Below are 17527 nucleotides of genomic sequence, written 5' to 3'. Positions count from 1 at the left end.
CAAGCGGGTTTACGGCTTCGGGAGGCTCGCCAGCTTTTCGGTAACCAGTTCGCGCACGTTCACCTTCGCCTTCATGCGCGCGGCCAGCAATGCGGTGCCGCTGATCTTGCGCTGGGCGAAAAGGATTTCAGCGGGCGGCAAGTGCCATGCCGCGCGATCCTGGGCGATGGCGATCCCTTCCTCGCGAATGGTTTTGACAAAAGCCCGGTCGCCGAAATCGAACAGGCCCGGGCGCGAAAGTTCGGCGACGATCACCGAGATGATCCTGTCCAGTCCGTCGCGATGGGTATCCGCGGCGTGCCGGGACAGGAAGCCAGCCGCAATCGCGGCCTCCGCGATGGCTGCGTGATCCTCGGCAAGGCCAGCTTCCAGAAGCGTGCGATAATTCTCGGCTACGTGCGGGGGCACTTCTCGCGCCGCGCCGAAATCGAGCAGCACGAGCCGGGTGCCGTCTTCGGAGATACGGTAGTTCGCAAAATTGGGATCGGTCTGCATCAGGCGGAAGTCGAACAGTTCGCGCAGCACGAGGGAAATGAGCCTTTCCATCATGGCATTGCGGACATCGTGCGGCTCTTCCTCAAGGCTTTCGATCGGTCTGCCGGGGACGAAATCCATCGCCAGGACATTCGTCGTCGTCAGGTCCTCGTGAAAATCGGGCACGATATAATCGTCCTCACCGGCCAGCAGTTCGCGGAAGGCCCGCATCTGCCGTGCTTCGCGCTGGTAGTCCGCTTCTTCGTGCAGCTGCGTCTTGGCTTCTTCCAGCAGCGGGGCAATGTCCAGTTCCTTGGGCAGCAGGCCGGAAACGCGAAGCAGGGTGGCGACATTGTCGACATCGGCATCGATCGATTCGCGAACGCCGGGATATTGCACCTTGATCGCCAGGTCGCGTCCGTCGCGGGTCGTGGCCCGGTGAACCTGGCCGATCGACGCGGCCGCGAGTGGGCGCGGATTGAAATACTTGAAGTCTCGCCGCCAGCCCGTGCCCCAATCCTTCGCCAGCACGGCCTCAAGCTGCTTTGGCGGCATGGAATGGGCGTTTTCGCGCAGGCGCGCCATAATCTGCGCGAGTTCCGGTGGCAGGATATCGCCGGCGTCCATCGACACCATCTGGCCCAGCTTCATTGCCGCGCCGCGCAGTTCGGAGAGGCGATCGGCCACCCGGCCGACATTGCCTGGTGTCAGCAGCAATTCATTCAGGCGGGGGCGTTTCCCCTCGGCCAGGCGCCTTGCCCCCTCGGCCACGATGCCGCCTGCCAGTCCGCCCGCGAGCCGCCCGAATTGCCCCATGCGGGCGCGGCGGCTACCGGGAACGGCGCGTGTGTCGGCATCGTTATAGTCATCTGACATTGTGCCCAAATGGTGTGCATAATCGGCAAAGGCCAGCGGGTACAAAAGGCGGTATCGCTTGTGACCATCGTGGCAAGAGCATAGGTAGGGGCGATGGCTGGTGAACTTAGAGACAACCGCGGTCGCGGCGATGCCGAATGGGGGTTGCCCCCGATTCATCCCGAGGGCCGCAAGTTTGGAATGATTGCCGCCGGGGTGGCGCTGGCCTTCCTGCTGATCTTCGATTGGGACTGGCTGGGCTGGCCGCTGCTGCTGCTGTCTGTAGGCGTCTTCGCATTTTTCCGCGATCCGGAGCGGGTCGTGCCACAGGGCGAACGGCTGATGGTTTCCCCGGCAGACGGACTCGTGTCCCTGATCGCCCAGGTCGTTCCGCCGCCCGAATTGCAGAATTCCTCGGAGGATACCGGGCGCGGGCTGGGCAAGGATCCCGTCACCCGCATTTCCATCTTCATGTCGGTGTTCGACGTGCACATCAATCGCTCGCCGATCCCGGGCACCATCCGGCGCATCGTCTACATTCCCGGCGCCTTCATGAACGCCGACCTCGACAAGGCAAGCGAAGAGAACGAACGCCAGCACGTGCTTGTAGAGCGCGGAGACGGCACCACGGTCGGCTTTACGCAGATTGCCGGACTGATCGCGCGTCGCATCGTGCCTTTCGTGAAGCCGGGCGACACTGTCGCCGCAGGGCAACGGGTGGGGCTGATCCGCTTCGGTAGCCGGGTGGATGTCTATCTGCCTGCGGGAACGGAGCCAAAAGTGCTGCTGGGGCAGCGCGTAATTGCAGGTGAAACGGTGCTGGCCGAAATCGGCACGGCTGGTCTGCTGGAAGGAGTAAGCCAGTGAGGCCGGGTGAAGACGACAGTATCGCTTATGACGACGATGACACGGTAAGTGCAGGGCCCGCATGGCTGGGGCCCAAGGCCAGTGAGCACGAGCGGGTAACGCGCTCTCGCGCCGGCAAGGGCCTGTCCCTTCGGGCAGTGCTGCCCAATGCCATTACCGCCGCCGCGCTGTGTTCGGGCCTTACCAGCATTCTCTTTGCTATCGGAAACCAGTGGCCGCAGGCGGTATTCGCCATGATCCTGGCAGGTGTTCTTGATGCCATGGATGGCCGCATCGCACGGTTGCTGAAGGCGCAGTCGCGTTTCGGTGCGGAACTGGACAGCCTTTCCGATTCCGCCAGCTTCGGCATCGCCCCGGCTCTGGTGCTGTACCTGTGGGCGCTGGTGGACGCGCCGCGCCTAGGCTGGCTGGCGGCGCTCGCCTATGCCATCTGCTGTGCCTTGCGCCTGGCCCGCTTCAACGCGCAGATCGACGTGGATGACCAGCCGCACAAGTCCGCCGGATACCTGACGGGAGTCCCTGCACCGATGGGGGCAGGCTTTGCCTTCATGCCGGTCTACCTGTGGCTGGCCACGGGCGAAGCAATTTTCCGCGAGCCGTTGCTCGTCGGACCGTGGATCATACTGGTGGCAATTCTGATGGTCTCGAACATGGCCACGCCAAGCTGGAAATCCCTGGCCCCCTCAGGCGATTTCAAGCTGGCCTTCATAGCGCTGGCAGGCTTGCTGGTGGGTGGCCTGCTGATCGAAACGTGGTGGACGCTTGTGCTGATCGGCGTTGTCTACATGGCGCTGATCGTCTGGTCGGTTACCGGATACGCCAAGGTCAAGCGAGAACGCCGGGCCGAGGTATCCGACGATACGCCGGAAACCGGTGAAACGGCTATGCCGCCAGCATCGCGAAAGCCTCTTGCGGTCGACGAAGTAGACGCGGCTCTGTCGGGGAAGGGCGACCGATAGCGGCCAGTTCACGGCGGGTCTCACCCCAGCGGATCACGCCGTAACGGATGCAGGCGTGGCAGGAGAGGAGCGAAAGCGCCGCGACGAAGCCGAAGAAGATGGAGAGTGCGATGGCCGTGGTCATTGTTCCGGATCCTGCGTTTGTTCCTGTTGCGTTCTTTGTTCCACTTTTGTTCCGCAGGGTCAACACTTTTGTTCCGCTTGTGTTCCGTGACTGTGATTTACGGGTGGATTTCCTCGCAATGCTCCGCTAATGGCGCCCACGCCTGAAGGGCAGAAACGATTCCCGTTTCGGCCGAAGAGGGCAAATCCACATGGAAGGCACTGACATACCGGTGCCGCCCGCGGATAATGTCCGTGGGCCGGTTCCCCGTCTTCCAGAGGCTTAACCGGAAAGGAATTTACTTATGGCGGCTCCTACCGTCACGATGCAGGAATTGATCGAGGCCGGCGCACACTTCGGCCACCAGACCCACCGCTGGAACCCGCGGATGAAGCCGTACATCTTCGGCAGCCGCAACGGTGTTCACATCATCGACCTGTCGCAGACCGTTCCCCTGATGGCGCGTGCGCTGGACTTCGTGTCCTCCACCGTGCGTGCAGGCGGCAAGGTGCTGTTCGTCGGCACCAAGCGCCAGGCGCAGGAGCCGATTGCTCAGGCCGCACGCGCCTGTGGCCAGCACTTCGTCAACCACCGCTGGCTGGGCGGCATGCTCACCAACTGGAAGACGATTTCGGGCTCCATCCGCGAACTGAAGAACCTGGAAGAGCAGCTGGCCGGTGACACCAGCCTGCTGACGAAGAAGGAAGTCCTTCAGCTGACGCGCAAGAAGGACAAGCTGGAACTCTCCCTGGGCGGCATCCGCGACATGGGCGGCATTCCGGACGTGATGTTCGTGATCGACGCCAACAAGGAAGATCTCGCCATCAAGGAAGCCGGCGTGCTCGGCATACCCGTGATCGCCGTGCTCGACACCAATGTCGATCCCAGCGGCATCGCCTTCCCGATCCCCGGTAACGACGACGCCAGCCGCGCCGTGCGCCTGTATTGCGACGCCGTCGCCCAGGCCGCGACCACCGGCAAGACCGAAGGCGTGGTGGATTCGGGTGCCGACATCGGCGCCATGGATGCACCGCCTGCCGAAGCTGCCGTGGCCGAAGACGCCAAAGCCGACGCCTGATCCGGTCGTGATGCGCGCCGCGTAAGCTGCGCGTCACAATCTACGCACAATGGGCCGGTTCACGCATCGCCGTGAACCGGCACAAAACCAATCTGAAGGAATAGAAACATGGCTGCATTTTCCGCATCCGATGTGAAAGCCCTGCGCGAGAAGACCGGCGCGGGCATGATGGACGCCAAGAAGGCTCTGGAAGCCGCCGATGGCGATATCGAAGCCGCGATCGACGCGCTGCGCGCCAAGGGCCTTGCCACCGCGCAGAAGAAGTCCAGCCGCACCGCGGCCGAGGGCCTCGTTGGCGTTGCCGTGGAAGGCACCAAGGGCGTTGCCGTCGAAGTGAACTCCGAGACCGACTTCGTCGCCAAGAACGAGAAGTTCCAGGATTTCGTCCGCAAGACCACCGACGTGGCTCTGGGCATGGACACCGACGACGTGGAAACGCTGAAGTCCGCATCCTACCCCGACGGCGGCACCGTGGCCGAGAAGCTGACCGACAACGTCGCCACCATCGGTGAGAACCAGCAGGTTCGCCGCATGAAAAGCGTGTCTGTCTCCAACGGCCTGATCGTGCCTTACATGCACAACGCGCAGGCTCCGAACCTCGGCAAGATCGGCGTGCTCGTCGCTCTGGAATCCGAAGCCGGTACTGACGTTCTGGAACCGCTGGGCAAGCAGCTGGCCATGCACATCGCCGCCGCTTTCCCGCTGGCGCTGACCGCCGAAGACCTCGACCCCGAAGTGATCGAGCGCGAGCGCAAGATCGCTGCCGAGAAGGCTGCCGAAAGCGGCAAGCCCGAAAACGTGCAGGAAAAGATGGTCGACGGCGCAATCAAGAAATACGCCAAGGAGAACGCTCTCCTCAGCCAGGTCTACGTGATCGACAACAAGACCGCGATTGCTGATGTGGTCGCCGCTGCCGGCAAGGAAGCCGGCAAGGAAATCGTCCTCAAGGACTATGTCCGCTTCCAGCTGGGCGAAGGCATCGAGAAGGAAGAAAGCGACTTCGCCGCAGAAGTCGCCGCTGCCGTGGGCGGCTGATCGGACTTACATCCGAAAGCTTTTCAGGGGCCGCCGGACTTTCGGGTTCGGCGGCCTTTTTGCTTTCAGCCGAGCTGGTCTTCCAGCGAACGCGTGCGTTCGGTCACGACATCCCCGGTGTGTTTGGTGGCGGCAGGTTCGATCAGCAGGACCCAGCACTCCTCTTCGGCTACGGGGTTGTGCATCGTTCCTTTCGGCACTGTCAGTACATCGCCCTCTTCAAGAAGGACTTCGCCGTCCTCGAACTGCATCAGCAGCGATCCGCGAACGATATGGAACAGTTCGTCCTCGTTTTCGTGCGCGTGCCACACGAATTCACCTTTCAGCTTCGCAATCTTGAGTAACTGATCGTTCACTTGGCCAATCACCCTGGGTGACCAGTAGTCCGTCACGCGGTCGAACGCGGCAAGCAGATTGAACGGCTGGTGCAAGAGAGTCTCCGTTGGGTCTTCGGGCAGAGACAGAAAGGTGTGCGAGCTTGTTCGACTTGGCAAACGGAATTTCTTCCGATGAAGGCACGCAAGCATTCTCGCGCGGGCTTCGCCACTTGGCATCAAGCCATGTCCGCTCTAGAAGCCCGCAAACCCCGCTGCCCGATAGGAATCTGCCCCCATGCTCTTGCCCGACGCCAAACGCATCCTGCTCAAGCTTTCGGGCGAGGTGCTGATGGGAGAGCAGGAGTTCGGCATTGACCCGGCCTACGTGCTGCGCCTGGCTGAAGAGGTGAAGGCAGCCCGGGAGACAGGGCTGGAAATCTGTCTTGTCATCGGCGGCGGCAATATCTTCCGCGGCATGGCGGGCGCGGCTCAGGGGATGGACCGTGCGCAGGCCGATTACATGGGCATGCTGGCGACGGTGATGAATGCGCTGGCCATGCAAAGTGCGCTGGAGCAGCTGGGCGTCGACACCCGCGTGCAGAGCGCCATCCAGATGGACCAAGTTTGCGAACCGGTGATCCGCCGCCGGGCAGAACGTCATCTTGCCAAGGGCCGCATTGTCATTTTCGCAGCCGGCGTGGGCGCACCCTATTTCACTACTGACAGCGGTGCAGCCCTGCGCGCGGCGGAACTGCGCTGCGATGCGCTGCTGAAAGGCACCAGCGTCGACGGAGTGTACGATGCCGACCCCAAGCGCGACCCCGATGCCACCCGTTTCGAGACAGTCACCTATGACAAGGTGCTGGCAAATAACCTGAAAGTCATGGATGCTTCTGCTGTTGCCCTGTGCCGCGACAACGCCATTCCCATCGTGGTCTTCTCGATCCGCGAACGGGGCAATGTGGCGCGGGTGCTGGCGGGCGAGGGCGTGCAGACGATTGTAAAGAAGGATTGAGAGCGATGAAATACGACAAGGCCGATATCGAGCGCCGCATGGCTGGCGCCGTGGAGAGCCTGAAGGGGGATCTTTCAGGCCTGCGCACGGGCCGCGCCAATACCGCGCTGCTCGATCCCGTGGTGGTCGAAGTCTATGGCTCGATGATGCCGCTGAACCAGGTGGCGACCGTTTCCGCCCCCGAACCGCGCATGCTCAGCGTGCAGGTGTGGGACAAGGCAAACGTCAGCGCCGTGGAGAAGGGCATTTCCAAGGCCAATCTCGGCCTCAACCCCATGCAGGACGGCCAGACCATCCGCCTGCCGCTGCCGGACCTGAACGAGGAACGCCGCAAGGAACTGGCGAAGCTGGCTGCCGACTATGGCGAGAAGGCCAAGATCGCCATTCGCAACGTGCGCCGCGATGCCAACGATGCGCTGAAGGAAGACGAGAAGAAGAAGGAAATCTCGGAAGACGATCGCAAGCGGCTGGAAGACGAGGTCCAGAAACTCACCGACAAGTACGTGAGCGAAACCGATTCCACGGTCGAGAAGAAGGTGCAGGAAATCCTGACGCAGTAAAGCGCCAGGAGCATTCTTCTCGTGTCCGAAAGTTCTCAACCCCGCCACGTGGCGATCATCATGGACGGCAACGGACGCTGGGCCAAGAAGCGCGCCCTGCCGCGCGCGATGGGGCACAAGGCGGGCGGCGACGCGGTAAAGCGCACGGTCGAGGCGGCAAAGACGCTTGGGCTCGAATGCCTGACGCTCTATGCCTTCAGCAGCGAGAACTGGAAGCGCGAGGAAGGCGAAATTTCCGACCTGATGAACCTGATGCGCAGGTTCATCGAACGCGAGCTCGATGCCTTCGTGGCGAATGGCCTGCGCCTGAAGATTATCGGCGATTACAAGGCTTTTGCGCCCGACATTGTCGAAAAGCTTGAAGACGCGCTGGACCGCACGAAGAATGGCGAGCGTACGCTGGCCGTGGCGCTGAACTACGGTGCGCAGCAGGAGATCGCCCGCGCCGCGCGGCTGGCGGCAGAGGAGGGCGATATTACGCCCGAGGGCATCGAACGCCACCTCTACACCGCCGACCTTCCGCCGCTCGACCTGCTGATCCGAACCAGCGGCGAAGTGCGCCTGTCGAACTTCCTGCTGTGGCAGTCGGCCTATGCCGAGATGCTGTTCATGGACGTGCTCTGGCCCGATTTCGGCGAAGAACAACTGCGCGCGGCCTGCGAGGAATTCGCAAGGAGGGAGCGCCGATATGGAGGACGCTGACCTCGCAAACGAACGCAAGCGCGACCGGATAAAGCGCTACGCCAGGAAGGCTGTCACCGTTCCGATCTCGGTGCGCACCGGCGATTTGCCGAAACGTGCCGCCAGCGCGGTGGTGATGCTTGCCATCGTCGCGGGCGCTATCTGGGCCGGGGGCTGGATCTGGTCAATCTTTGCGGGTTTGCTCGGCCTGGGCGTGTTCTACGAATGGAGCGCGATCGTCTGGCGCATTACCAAGAGCCCGTTGTGGCGCGTGATCGCTCTTGTGCTGGGCGTCCTTTATATCGGGTTCGGAGCGGCCATCATCGGCGTGCTCGGGAACGGCGAAGCGATGGGCCTTTCCGAGGGGCAGCTCCCGTGGGCCCTGATCGGCATTGTCGCTATCGTTATCGCAACGGATACCGGCGCCTACTTCAGCGGGCGTACAATCGGCGGCCCGAAAATCGCCCCGGCCATCAGTCCATCGAAGACATGGGCCGGGTTGTTTGGCGGCATGATCTGCGCAGCGCTGGTCGTGGCCTATATTTCCATGCAGGATACCGGAATGCCGGTCCCGCTGGTCGGCGGCATGATCGCAGGCGCGCTGCTGGCGGTTGTCGCGCAGGCCGGAGACTTTCTCGAAAGCTGGATGAAACGCCGCGCGGGTCTCAAGGATTCCGGCAAGTTGATTCCAGGTCACGGCGGCTTGTTCGACCGGCTCGATGGATTGCTGGCGGTTGCAAATGTAACCGGAGCAGTGCTTATCTCGCATCTTATGACTGTAAGTGATTTATGAGCGAACCCCGCTCCATCTCTCTTCTCGGTGCGACCGGCTCCATCGGCGATTCCACGCTCGATCTTATCCGCAATGATCGCGCCAACTGGACCGTGCGCGCGCTGAGCGCCAATTGCTCGGCGGAGAAGCTGGCGAAGCTCGCCATCGAATTCGAGGCCGAGATCGCGGTGGTAGGGGACGAGGCCTGCCTGCCTGAACTCAAGCAGCACCTTGCTGGAACAGGGGTCGAGGCGGCCGGCGGGCGCGAAGCGCTGTGCGATGCCGCCGCGCGTCCTGTCGACATAACCGTCGCTGCCATCGTCGGCTGCGCAGGGCTGGCGCCCACCATGCGCGCGATAGAGCAGGGCAACACGGTCGCTCTCGCAAACAAGGAAGCGCTGGTTTCTGCGGGCGAGGTAATGACCCGACTGGTCGCGCAGCACGGCACCGCGCTGCTGCCGGTCGACAGCGAGCATAACGCTATTTTCCAGTGCCTTGCGGGTAATAACATCGACGATGTACGCTGGATCACTCTGACCGCCAGCGGCGGGCCGTTCCGTACGAAAACGTTGGAAGAACTGGACGCTGCGACCCCTTCCCAGGCCGTTGCCCACCCTAACTGGGACATGGGCGCAAAGATCAGCGTCGATTCCGCCACGATGATGAACAAGGGGCTGGAATTCATCGAGGCATTCCACCTGTTCCCCGTGGGGCTGGACCGGCTGCGCATCATCGTCCACCCGCAAAGCGTGATCCATTCGATGGTGGAATACCGCGACGGTTCCACGCTGGCTCAGCTTGGCCCCAGCGACATGCGCGTTCCGATCGCCTCGACGCTGGCATACCCGGCGCGAATGGATACCAATTGCAAGCCGCTGGATCTTGCAAAGATCGGCGAACTCAGCTTCTTCGCCCCCGACGAAGAGCGGTTTCCCGCGACGAAGCTGGCCCGCGAAGCCGCCCACGCAGGGGGCGGCACTCCCGCCGTTCTCAATGCCGCAAACGAAGTGGCGGTGGCCGCATTTCTTGCCGGTCAGATCAGGTTCACGCAAATTTCGGCATTATCTGCCAGAACTCTCGACAATTACGCGCCCCCTGCGCCACAAACGCTCGACGACGTACTCGCTGTCGATGCAGAGGCGAGGGCGCGCGCCGGGGAAATGCTGGAGATAGCCTGACGTGAATTTCGAAACGCTGCCATTCTGGGTCTATATCTTCGGCTTCCTGCTGATGCTTGGCCCGCTGGTCGTTCTGCACGAACTGGGCCACTACCTCGTCGGCCGCTGGTTTGGCGTTGGGGCGGAGGCGTTTTCGGTCGGGTTCGGCAAGGAAATCGCCGGATATACCGACAAGCGCGGTACCCGCTGGAAGCTCTCGGCGCTGCCCTTGGGCGGCTATGTCCAGTTCCAGGGTGACATGAACCCTGCCAGCGTGCCGGATGCAGATGCGCCCGTGCGAGAGGGCGATTTCCAGAATGCGGCCTTGTGGAAGCGCGCCTTGATAGTGGCAGCAGGTCCGGTGGCAAACGTGATCGTGGCGCTGGCCATCTTCGCGGCATTCTTCATGGTTTTCGGGCGGCCTGTTGCGACGGAACAGGCGCAGGAAACCGTCATCTCGAGCTTCTCCGAAAACTCGCCCGCGCAGCAGGCGGGCTTGCGCGTCGGCGACAGGATCGTCGCCGTAGATGGCGAAGCGGTGGGCTCTTACCGCGATCTGGTGATGGAGGTCATGCTCTATCCCGAGACCGAACTGGACGTAACCGTCGAGCGCGGAGGCGAGAATGTGACCATTCCCGTCACCACCTTGTCTGACGAGCGCGTGGACCAGTTCGGCAATGCCACCATCGTGGGGGTCATCGGTGTTTATGGCTCTGCGGTCGAACCCGTTTTCGAACCGGTTGGGCCGATCACCGCGGTAGGCATGGCGTGGCATCAGTCACTCGATACGGTGGACATGATGCTGGTCGGTATCAAGCAGATCGTAGTCGGCGATCGCTCCGTGAAGGAGCTTGGCGGGCCGATCACGATTGCGAAAGTTTCCGGAGAGCAGCTGAGCCTGGGATGGCTGGAGTTCACCAGCTTCGCCGCACTGATTTCACTTAATTTGGCATTCATCAACCTGCTGCCAATTCCCGCACTCGACGGCGGGCACCTGGCTTTCTACGCGGTCGAGGCGATCCGTCGGAAGCCAGCCAGCCCGCGTAGTCAGGAACTCGCATTCCGTACCGGCATGGCTCTCGTGCTGGGACTGATGCTGTTCGTGACCGTCATCGATATTGCCAAATTGCCGATTTTCGGCAGCTAGGCTTTGCAAGCCCGAGTGGGGATAGAAAGGCACTTATCGCGCGAAATGGGGCAACTTAACTTGATTGCCAGACTGGCATCGGGCAAGGGCGCTTTTCGCGATTGAGACAGGTAACTGATGCTCGCAGGGGGTGGGCGTACCAGTTTACCGCCTCGCCGATGCGATAGTGTCGACAAGAGTGGACGGATAATGGGTTCCAAGGCCAGGACGATAATTTCCCAGCATTACGCGGCGACCCTGCTGGGTTGCACGATGCTTGCAGGATTGCCCGCGCAGGCGCTGGCACAGGATGTCGATGCGCAGGCGCAGTCGACGGCCGCCACGCAGCAGGAGGATGCTGCCACTGCTCAGGCGGAGGTTCCGCAGGCGCAGCAGGACAACCTCATCCGGTCGATCGCCGTAGCTGGTGCCCAGCGGCTGGAGCCGGAAACGATCGTTTCCTACATCCAGCTGCGACCCGGCCAGACCTATACGGCTGCGGCCGGTGACCAGGCGCTGCTCGATCTCGCGCAGACCGAACTGTTCGCCGACTTCCAGATTGCCTTCAACGAAGATACCGGCGCGGTCGTTATCACGGTGGAGGAAAACCCGATCATCAACCGCATCATCCTGGAGGGCAACCGCAGGATCGATAACGATAAGATCGTACCCGAAATTAACCTGGCGCCCCGCCAGATCTTCACCCGCAGCCGCGTGCGTGCCGACGTTGCCCGCATTATCGAGCTGTACAAGCGGCAGGGCCGTTTTGCCGCAACGGTAGAGCCGCAGATGGTCATGCTGGACCAGAACCGCGTGGACGTGATCTTCGAGATTTCCGAAGGTCCCAAGTCCAAGGTTCGCCAGATCAACATCATCGGTAACGAGGTGTTCTCCGACGGTGACCTGCGCGACGAGATGGTGACGCGCGAAGACAGTCTGTTTGCCCTCTTCAGCTCCAACACCAGCTACGATCCTGATCGCCTTGCCTTCGACCAGCAGAAACTGCGCCAGTTTTACCTGACCGAAGGCTATGCCGATTTCCGCGTCGTTTCCGCAGTGGCCGAACTGACCCCGGACAAGCGCGACTTCATCATCACCTACGTCGTCGAAGAGGGCGAGCGTTACAAATTCGGCGATGTCGAAGTCGTCAGCCAGTTGCGCGACTTCTCTTCCGAGCAGCTTTCTGCCGGTCTCTCGATGGAGAACGGCGACTGGTATAATGCCGAACTCATCGACAACACCATAGAAGGTCTGACCGAGACCGCCGGTGCCTTTGGCTACGCCTTTGCCGACGTGCGCCCGCGTATCACGCGCAATCCCGAAACCCGCACGATGGACGTGACCTTCACCGTGGCCGACGCGCCGCGCGTCTATGTCGAGGCGATCGAGATCAACGGCAATACGCTCACGCAGGATAAGGTGATCCGTCGCGAGTTCCGTATCGCGGAGGGCGATGCCTTCAGCTCGCTGCAAGTTGCCCGTTCGTCCGCTCGCATAAATTCGCTGGGCTATTTCCAGGAAAACTTCGAGGTCGAGCAGGTCGAAGGTTCCAGCCCCGACCGCATCATCCTGCAGGCCAACGTGCAGGAAGAGCCGACCGGCGAACTTTCACTGTCGGCTGGCTTCTCCTCGCTCGAAAGCTTCATTTTCAACGGCTCGATCCGGCAGAACAACTTCCGTGGTCGCGGCCAGACCATCGGTCTTGGCGTCAACTATTCGCGCTATTCGCGATCGGCGAACATCAGCTTTACAGAGCCCAAGGTGTTCGACCGCGATATCGCGCTGGGCTTCGACATCTACCGCCAGGATTACAATAACGGGTACTTCAACCGCCGGAATGCGACGTACGAGCAGGCCACGACCGGCATCTCTCTGCGCATGGGTGTTCCGCTCACTGAATACATGAGCTTGCTGGGCAGCTATACGCTGAACTACCAGCAGGTGACCGTGGCGGAACAGCAGTTCTTCGCCGATTTCGACGGAGACGGGGTGTCGCAGTGCGAGCCGCTGCTGGCAGGACGCTACCTGTGCGACGCGCTGGGCGACCGTTTGCAGTCCATCCTCGGCCTCACGCTGAATTACAGCACGCTAGACAGCCGTATTCGCCCGACTCGCGGTGAGAACGTGCAGCTCCAGTTGCAGTTCGCCGGACTGGGCGGGGACACGCGCTATGTCCGCACTCGCGTAAATGCCGCCAAGTATTGGCCGCTGGGCGCGGGCTTCATCGGCTCGCTCCGCCTGGAAGGCGGCTACATCAATGGTCTTGGCGACGACGTGCTGCTTACGGACCGCTTCTTCCTTGGTGAAGGCCAGATCCGCGGTTTCGACATTCGCGGCGTAGGCCCGCGCGTGGTCCGCCGCTTCTACGAGCGTGACGAGAACAACAACCAGGTCCTGATTCCGCTGGGTGATCGCCGCAACCAGGATGATGCGCTGGGCGGCGAGGCCTATTACCTTGCCCGTGCGGAAATCGAGATTCCTCTGGGTTCTGGCGCGCGCGAATTGGGCTTGCGTCCGTCGGTTTTCGTCGATGTCGGCTCCGTGTTCAACGTGGACACGCCGCAGCTCACCCAGAGCCCGCTGCCGGACGGCCTGTTCATCCCGCAACGCGACGGGCAGGGCAATCCCCTATACGTGCAGACCATCCTTGGCGACAATGGCCAGATCATCGGGTCGTTGCTCACCACCAACCTCGTGGGACCTGATGGCCGCGTTAACGAACCTGCAGGCCAGCAGCTTCCGCCGTTTACCGAGGAATTCCTTGGTGACACGCCTTCGCCTCGCGTCACCGCGGGTATCGGCGTGAACTGGAACTCGCCCTTCGGTCCGTTCAGGATCGATGTAGCTTACGATGTGCTATCTGAGCGCGGGGACGAAACGAAAACCTTTTCCTTCAACGTAGGAACGCAATTCTAATGAATATTGTCATGAAATCGGCGCTCGGTGCCGTTCTCGCTGCCGCGACAGTTGTCGCGCCCGTTACCGTTGCACCCGCAGCTGCCCAGGAAAACCAGCGTGTCGGATTCGTCAACGTGACGGCCGTGGTTGCCAATTCCTCGGCTTACCAGACCGCGCAGCAACAGCGCCAGACGACTTATGCCGCGCAGTTCCAGCAGGCTGAGACCCGTCGCGCCGCCATTCAGGCGCAGCTCGATCCGCTGGTGCAGGCTTTCAACACCGCCCGTCAGCAGCCCAATGCAGACCAGGCAGCGTTGCAGCAGCAGGCCGCCCAGATCCAGCAGATACAGCAGAACGGCCAGAACGAACTGCAGCAGATTCTCGCACCGGTCGCACTGAGCCAGGCCTATGTCGAAGAACAGATTCGCGATCAGCTGGGCACGGCTATCCAGAATGCCGCGCGCGCGCAGGGTGTGACCCTCGTCATCTCGCCGGAAACCATTCTTCACGCAGAAGCCAGTCACAACCTGAACGAAGCCGTTCTGGCTCAGCTCAATTCGCTGATTCCCACCGCTCAGTTGGTTCCGCCCAACGGTTGGCTGCCGGCCGAATTGCGTGCCCAGCAGGAAGCCGCCGCAGCTGCCCAGGCCGCTGCACCGCAGCAGCCGGCTGCAACCGGCCGCTAAGTCAAGTTCGAAGGGGCAGGGTCATGAGCGAAACGCCGGATTACGACGTCGTAAGGATTCTCAAGGCTCTGCCCCATCGTTACCCCATGCTGCTCGTCGACCGGGTCGACGAGCTGGTGAAGGGGGAACGGATCAGCGCCACCAAGGCAGTGACCTTCAATGAAGGTTTCTTCCAGGGGCACTTTCCCGGCCGTCCGATCATGCCAGGCGTGTTGCAGATCGAGGCGCTGGCACAGGCCGCGGGTATTCTCGGGATTGAAACGCTCGATCTGGCCGACAGCGGCAAGCTCGTCTATTTCATGGCGATAGAGAACGCCAAGTTTCGCGCCCCGGTGTTGCCCGGCTGCCTGTTGAAGCTGGACGTTGCCTTCACCCAGCAACGCAGCAAGATCTGCAAGTTCGAAGGCAAGGCAAGCGTCGATGACAAGGTGACCTGCGATGTCAGCTTCACCGCGATGATCGCCGATCCGCCCGAATAAGGTTGCAATTGGCGTGCTTGGTCGCTAACCGCGCGCCTTCTCGAAATACCCATCTGCAGATCGGTCGGAACCGGTCGAACGCAAAGGACAATGCCATGAAGGCCGATACGCACCCCGATTACCATATGATCAACGTCAAGATGACCGATGGTACCGAATTCCAGACGCGCTCCACCTGGGGCAGCGAGGGCGATACGATGAATCTCGAAATCGACCCGACCAGCCACCCGGCCTGGACCGGCGGTCCGCAGCGCCTTCAGGACGGCGGCCGCGTTGCCCAGTTCAACAAGCGCTTCGGCGGTCTTTCGCTCAAGAAGAAGTAAGCTTCTTCGCGACGTGGCGACGAATTCATGAAAGGGCGGTCCTGCGGGGCCGCCCTTTTTGTTTCAGGTTAGCCCCACGGCCTTTCGCGATACCACTTGGTAATCACGTATTTCACCCCGGCGCGCACTTTCATGCCATGATGCAGAGTGGCGGCGTTACAGGTGCCGTCTGGCCGCTTGTTGTCCCAGCATAGCAGACGCCCGGTCTCGGGCTGGAATGTCTTGCCGATGACCTTGAAGCGGGTGGCACCGCCCGCTTCGACCTTGTTCAGATAGACCATGAAGGTCCAGGTCCGGTTTCCGGCAACGCCGCAGTATTTCTCGAAATCGGCACCTTGCGGTTCGAAATAGTCGGTATGCGCCTTGAACTCCTGGCCCACCGCGTAGCGCTGGCCCTGCACCGGTTCGCCATGGGCCGGGTCGATGCCGTTCAAAGCGAACAGCCTGTTCTCGAGGTCTTTGACCGCCGGCTCTCCAGAATCGAGATCGCAGGTTTCGCTCGTGCGAAAGTAGTCGTCCCCGTTGGCATCGGCGATAGTGGACGGGCGGCGGTCCTTGTCGATCAGCGCGATCAGCCCTTCACACAGGTCCGGCGGGAGGAACTCCGCAGCGGTGAGTAGTGTAAGCCGCGAGCTCGGCACGTGCCGCACGCGCTTGTCCTGCATCAGGATGGCGGGGGAGGTGTTGCCCGGAGTCGTCATGCTTGTAATCATTAGGGGAGGGCGACGGGCTTTCAAGCCCGCGAAATTTTCTTGCGTTTGGCGCGTTTCCGCGCACTTTTCACTTTGCACGAACAATGAATTGTGCAACAGGCTCGCGCCCGCGCCGAATGCGGGTTGACCGACCGGCGCAGACCCCTAACAGGCCGCCTCTCGGCATGTGTGCCTGGTTCTTGTGGCGATCGTAGCTCAGTTGGTTAGAGCGCCGGTTTGTGGTACCGGAGGTCGGGGGTTCGAGACCCCTCGATCGCCCCATTTTCTCAAGGGCTTGCTTGCCAGTCTTGTAACTAAAGAGGGCAAGGGCCATGCCGGCATTCTGGAGCGAACCCGACTGGGACGAGCACGAGCGCGTAGAGGTGGTGCATGACCGCGCCAGCGGTTTGACCGCGATTATCGCGCTGCATTCCACGCACCTCGGCCCCGCTGCCGGCGGCACGCGTTTCTGGCATTACGAAGACCCTGAGAAGGGCATGCGCGATGCGCTGCGCCTCTCGCGCGGCATGAGCTACAAGAATGCCATGGCCGGATTGCCCATCGGCGGCGGCAAGGCCGTGGTCCTGCTCGACAAGGATCGTACCAAGACCGAAGCGATGCTGCACGCGTTCGGTGACGCTGTTGAAGCGCTGGACGGCCGCTATGTAACGGCGGAGGATGTCGGCGCGACCGAGGCCGACATGGTCGCCATCCATACCCGGACCGAGCATGTCTGCGGCCTTCCAGCCGACGAAGGCGATGCAGGCGGTGATCCCGGTCCTTTTACTGCCATGGGCATCTATCACGGCATCAAGGCTGCTGTTGCTCACAAGCTCGGTACGGAATCGATGAAAGGCGTTCGCGTTGCCCTGCAGGGCTGCGGTTCCGTGGGCGGCGGCGTGGCGCGACTGTTGGCGAAAGACGGCGCGGAACTCACGCTGGCCGATATCGATGACAAGCGTGCGGCTGCGATGGCCCAGGAATTGGGCGGAACCGCCGTTTCCGCCGATCAGATTATGGGCGTTGCGTGTGACGTTTTCAGCCCCAATGCGCTCGGCGCCATTCTGGACGAGGAGGGCATTGCCCGGCTCGATTGCGCTATCGTTGCCGGCGGGGCGAACAACCAGCTGGCACGGCCTCTTCATGGCCAGCAGTTGCACGACCGAGGCATCCTTTACGCGCCGGACTATGTGATCAATGCAGGCGGCATCATCAACGTAAGCTACGAATACCTGTGCCGCCGCGAGGGAACGCCGTGCGACATCAACGAGGTTCGCAAGCGCATTGCCCGCATTCCGGGTCGCCTGGGCGAGATCTGGAGCGAGAGCGATGCCAGCGGCAAGCCGTCGAACGAAGTTGCTGACGCAATGGCCCAGGCCCTGATCGGTCGCTGATTGATCGCCCGGGCGACCGGGACAGGCCGATTGGGCGCACCCGGCGTTCCGGTTTT

Annotated in this window: 18 protein-coding genes and 1 tRNA gene; 16 read left to right on the top strand and 3 right to left on the bottom strand. The window is 61.8% G+C overall.

The window, feature by feature from the left end:
* Nucleotides 1-9: 9 nt before the first annotated feature.
* Nucleotides 10-1350 (bottom strand): ABC1 kinase family protein, encoded by a 1341-nt coding sequence (locus D2V07_RS13940; protein WP_119587610.1) that lies wholly within the window; start codon nucleotides 1348-1350, stop codon nucleotides 10-12.
* Nucleotides 1351-1443: 93 nt separating this feature from the next.
* Here D2V07_RS13940 and D2V07_RS13935 point away from each other — a divergent pair, with 93 nt between their 5' ends.
* The 4 genes from D2V07_RS13935 to tsf all read left to right on the top strand — a co-directional run bounded on the left by D2V07_RS13935 (nucleotide 1444) and on the right by tsf (nucleotide 5371).
* The gene (locus D2V07_RS13935) at nucleotides 1444-2196 is read left to right on the top strand and encodes a phosphatidylserine decarboxylase (RefSeq protein WP_119587555.1); all 753 of its coding nucleotides are present in this window, start codon (nucleotides 1444-1446) and stop codon (nucleotides 2194-2196) included.
* A 65-nt stretch (nucleotides 2197-2261) separates the two neighbouring features.
* On the top strand, nucleotides 2262-3155 hold the full coding sequence (locus tag D2V07_RS13930) for a CDP-alcohol phosphatidyltransferase family protein (RefSeq protein WP_233548419.1): 894 nt from the start codon (nucleotides 2262-2264) through the stop codon (nucleotides 3153-3155).
* Nucleotides 3156-3562: 407 nt separating this feature from the next.
* Nucleotides 3563-4336 (top strand): 30S ribosomal protein S2, encoded by a 774-nt coding sequence (gene rpsB, locus D2V07_RS13920; protein ID WP_119587553.1) that lies wholly within the window; start codon nucleotides 3563-3565, stop codon nucleotides 4334-4336.
* A gap of 108 nt (nucleotides 4337-4444) precedes the next feature.
* Complete coding sequence (gene tsf, locus D2V07_RS13915) at nucleotides 4445-5371, top strand: translation elongation factor Ts (RefSeq protein ID WP_119587552.1); 927 nt, start codon at nucleotides 4445-4447, stop codon at nucleotides 5369-5371.
* A gap of 65 nt (nucleotides 5372-5436) precedes the next feature.
* Here the strand turns inward: tsf and D2V07_RS13910 are convergent, their stop codons facing one another.
* On the bottom strand, nucleotides 5437-5802 hold the full coding sequence (locus D2V07_RS13910; protein WP_199698800.1) for a cupin domain-containing protein: 366 nt from the start codon (nucleotides 5800-5802) through the stop codon (nucleotides 5437-5439).
* Nucleotides 5803-5983: 181 nt separating this feature from the next.
* Between D2V07_RS13910 and pyrH the strand changes: the two genes are divergently transcribed.
* The 10 genes from pyrH (at nucleotide 5984) to rpmE (ending at nucleotide 15385) form a co-directional block, all read left to right on the top strand.
* Nucleotides 5984-6703 carry a UMP kinase gene (gene pyrH / locus D2V07_RS13905; protein WP_119587550.1) on the top strand — a complete coding sequence of 240 codons (720 nt, stop codon included), beginning with the start codon at nucleotides 5984-5986 and terminating at the stop codon, nucleotides 6701-6703.
* Between the two features lie 5 nt (nucleotides 6704-6708).
* Nucleotides 6709-7263 carry a ribosome recycling factor gene (gene frr / locus D2V07_RS13900; RefSeq protein ID WP_119587549.1) on the top strand — a complete coding sequence of 185 codons (555 nt, stop codon included), beginning with the start codon at nucleotides 6709-6711 and terminating at the stop codon, nucleotides 7261-7263.
* A gap of 60 nt (nucleotides 7264-7323) precedes the next feature.
* Nucleotides 7324-7965, top strand: coding sequence for a polyprenyl diphosphate synthase (uppS, locus tag D2V07_RS13895; RefSeq protein ID WP_119587608.1), 642 nt, complete (start codon nucleotides 7324-7326; stop codon nucleotides 7963-7965).
* Entirely contained in the window at nucleotides 7952-8737 is a 786-nt protein-coding gene (locus D2V07_RS13890; protein ID WP_119587548.1) for a phosphatidate cytidylyltransferase, read from the top strand. Before uppS ends, D2V07_RS13890 begins: the two co-directional genes overlap by 14 nt.
* Nucleotides 8734-9894 carry a 1-deoxy-D-xylulose-5-phosphate reductoisomerase gene (gene dxr / locus D2V07_RS13885; RefSeq protein ID WP_119587547.1) on the top strand — a complete coding sequence of 387 codons (1161 nt, stop codon included), beginning with the start codon at nucleotides 8734-8736 and terminating at the stop codon, nucleotides 9892-9894. The genes D2V07_RS13890 and dxr overlap by 4 nt, the downstream gene beginning before the upstream one ends.
* 52 nt (nucleotides 9895-9946) lie before the next feature.
* Complete coding sequence (rseP, locus tag D2V07_RS13880) at nucleotides 9947-11020, top strand: RIP metalloprotease RseP (RefSeq protein ID WP_119587607.1); 1074 nt, start codon at nucleotides 9947-9949, stop codon at nucleotides 11018-11020.
* Nucleotides 11021-11209: 189 nt separating this feature from the next.
* Nucleotides 11210-13915 (top strand): outer membrane protein assembly factor BamA, encoded by a 2706-nt coding sequence (gene bamA / locus D2V07_RS13875; protein ID WP_119587546.1) that lies wholly within the window; start codon nucleotides 11210-11212, stop codon nucleotides 13913-13915.
* Nucleotides 13916-13926: 11 nt separating this feature from the next.
* Complete coding sequence (locus tag D2V07_RS13870; protein WP_119587606.1) at nucleotides 13927-14583, top strand: OmpH family outer membrane protein; 657 nt, start codon at nucleotides 13927-13929, stop codon at nucleotides 14581-14583.
* Between the two features lie 23 nt (nucleotides 14584-14606).
* Entirely contained in the window at nucleotides 14607-15062 is a 456-nt protein-coding gene (gene fabZ / locus D2V07_RS13865; RefSeq protein ID WP_119587545.1) for a 3-hydroxyacyl-ACP dehydratase FabZ, read from the top strand.
* A 95-nt stretch (nucleotides 15063-15157) separates the two neighbouring features.
* Nucleotides 15158-15385, top strand: a complete 228-nt coding sequence (gene rpmE, locus D2V07_RS13860; protein ID WP_119587544.1) for a 50S ribosomal protein L31 — start codon at nucleotides 15158-15160, stop codon at nucleotides 15383-15385.
* 68 nt (nucleotides 15386-15453) lie between these two features.
* On the opposite strand, the gene D2V07_RS13855 is transcribed toward rpmE, so the two are convergent.
* Entirely contained in the window at nucleotides 15454-16086 is a 633-nt protein-coding gene (locus tag D2V07_RS13855) for a prolyl hydroxylase family protein (protein WP_119587605.1), read from the bottom strand.
* A gap of 196 nt (nucleotides 16087-16282) precedes the next feature.
* On the opposite strand from D2V07_RS13855, the gene D2V07_RS13850 reads away from it, so the two are divergent.
* A tRNA-His gene (locus D2V07_RS13850) sits at nucleotides 16283-16359 on the top strand.
* A 50-nt stretch (nucleotides 16360-16409) separates the two neighbouring features.
* On the top strand, nucleotides 16410-17471 hold the full coding sequence (locus D2V07_RS13845; RefSeq protein ID WP_119587543.1) for a Leu/Phe/Val dehydrogenase: 1062 nt from the start codon (nucleotides 16410-16412) through the stop codon (nucleotides 17469-17471).
* The last annotated feature ends 56 nt before the right edge of the window (nucleotides 17472-17527 follow it).

The organism is Aurantiacibacter zhengii, assembly GCF_003584125.1.
In the GTDB taxonomy this organism is placed as follows: domain Bacteria; phylum Pseudomonadota; class Alphaproteobacteria; order Sphingomonadales; family Sphingomonadaceae; genus Alteraurantiacibacter; species Alteraurantiacibacter zhengii.
Note: the sequence above shows the minus strand (reverse complement) of the source record. Positions and strands in the feature narration are given on the sequence as shown.

Bases quoted from the DNA above. Each gene is read 5' to 3' on its own strand.
- rpsB (WP_119587553.1), top strand. From the start codon at position 3,563: ATGGCGGCTCCTACCGTCACGATGCAGGAATTGATCGAGGCCGGCGCA.
- D2V07_RS13870 (WP_119587606.1), top strand. From the start codon at position 13,927: ATGAAATCGGCGCTCGGTGCCGTTCTCGCTGCCGCGACAGTTGTCGCG.
- D2V07_RS13890 (WP_119587548.1), top strand. From the start codon at position 7,952: ATGGAGGACGCTGACCTCGCAAACGAACGCAAGCGCGACCGGATAAAG.
- frr (WP_119587549.1), top strand. From the start codon at position 6,709: ATGAAATACGACAAGGCCGATATCGAGCGCCGCATGGCTGGCGCCGTG.
- rseP (WP_119587607.1), top strand. From the start codon at position 9,947: ATGCTTGGCCCGCTGGTCGTTCTGCACGAACTGGGCCACTACCTCGTC.
- D2V07_RS13940 (WP_119587610.1), bottom strand. From the start codon at position 1,350: ATGTCAGATGACTATAACGATGCCGACACACGCGCCGTTCCCGGTAGC.
- D2V07_RS13845 (WP_119587543.1), top strand. From the start codon at position 16,410: ATGCCGGCATTCTGGAGCGAACCCGACTGGGACGAGCACGAGCGCGTA.
- D2V07_RS13935 (WP_119587555.1), top strand. From the start codon at position 1,444: ATGGCTGGTGAACTTAGAGACAACCGCGGTCGCGGCGATGCCGAATGG.
- uppS (WP_119587608.1), top strand. From the start codon at position 7,324: ATGGACGGCAACGGACGCTGGGCCAAGAAGCGCGCCCTGCCGCGCGCG.
- tsf (WP_119587552.1), top strand. From the start codon at position 4,445: ATGGCTGCATTTTCCGCATCCGATGTGAAAGCCCTGCGCGAGAAGACC.
- fabZ (WP_119587545.1), top strand. From the start codon at position 14,607: ATGAGCGAAACGCCGGATTACGACGTCGTAAGGATTCTCAAGGCTCTG.
- rpmE (WP_119587544.1), top strand. From the start codon at position 15,158: ATGAAGGCCGATACGCACCCCGATTACCATATGATCAACGTCAAGATG.
- bamA (WP_119587546.1), top strand. From the start codon at position 11,210: ATGGGTTCCAAGGCCAGGACGATAATTTCCCAGCATTACGCGGCGACC.
- D2V07_RS13855 (WP_119587605.1), bottom strand. From the start codon at position 16,086: ATGACGACTCCGGGCAACACCTCCCCCGCCATCCTGATGCAGGACAAG.
- pyrH (WP_119587550.1), top strand. From the start codon at position 5,984: ATGCTCTTGCCCGACGCCAAACGCATCCTGCTCAAGCTTTCGGGCGAG.
- dxr (WP_119587547.1), top strand. From the start codon at position 8,734: ATGAGCGAACCCCGCTCCATCTCTCTTCTCGGTGCGACCGGCTCCATC.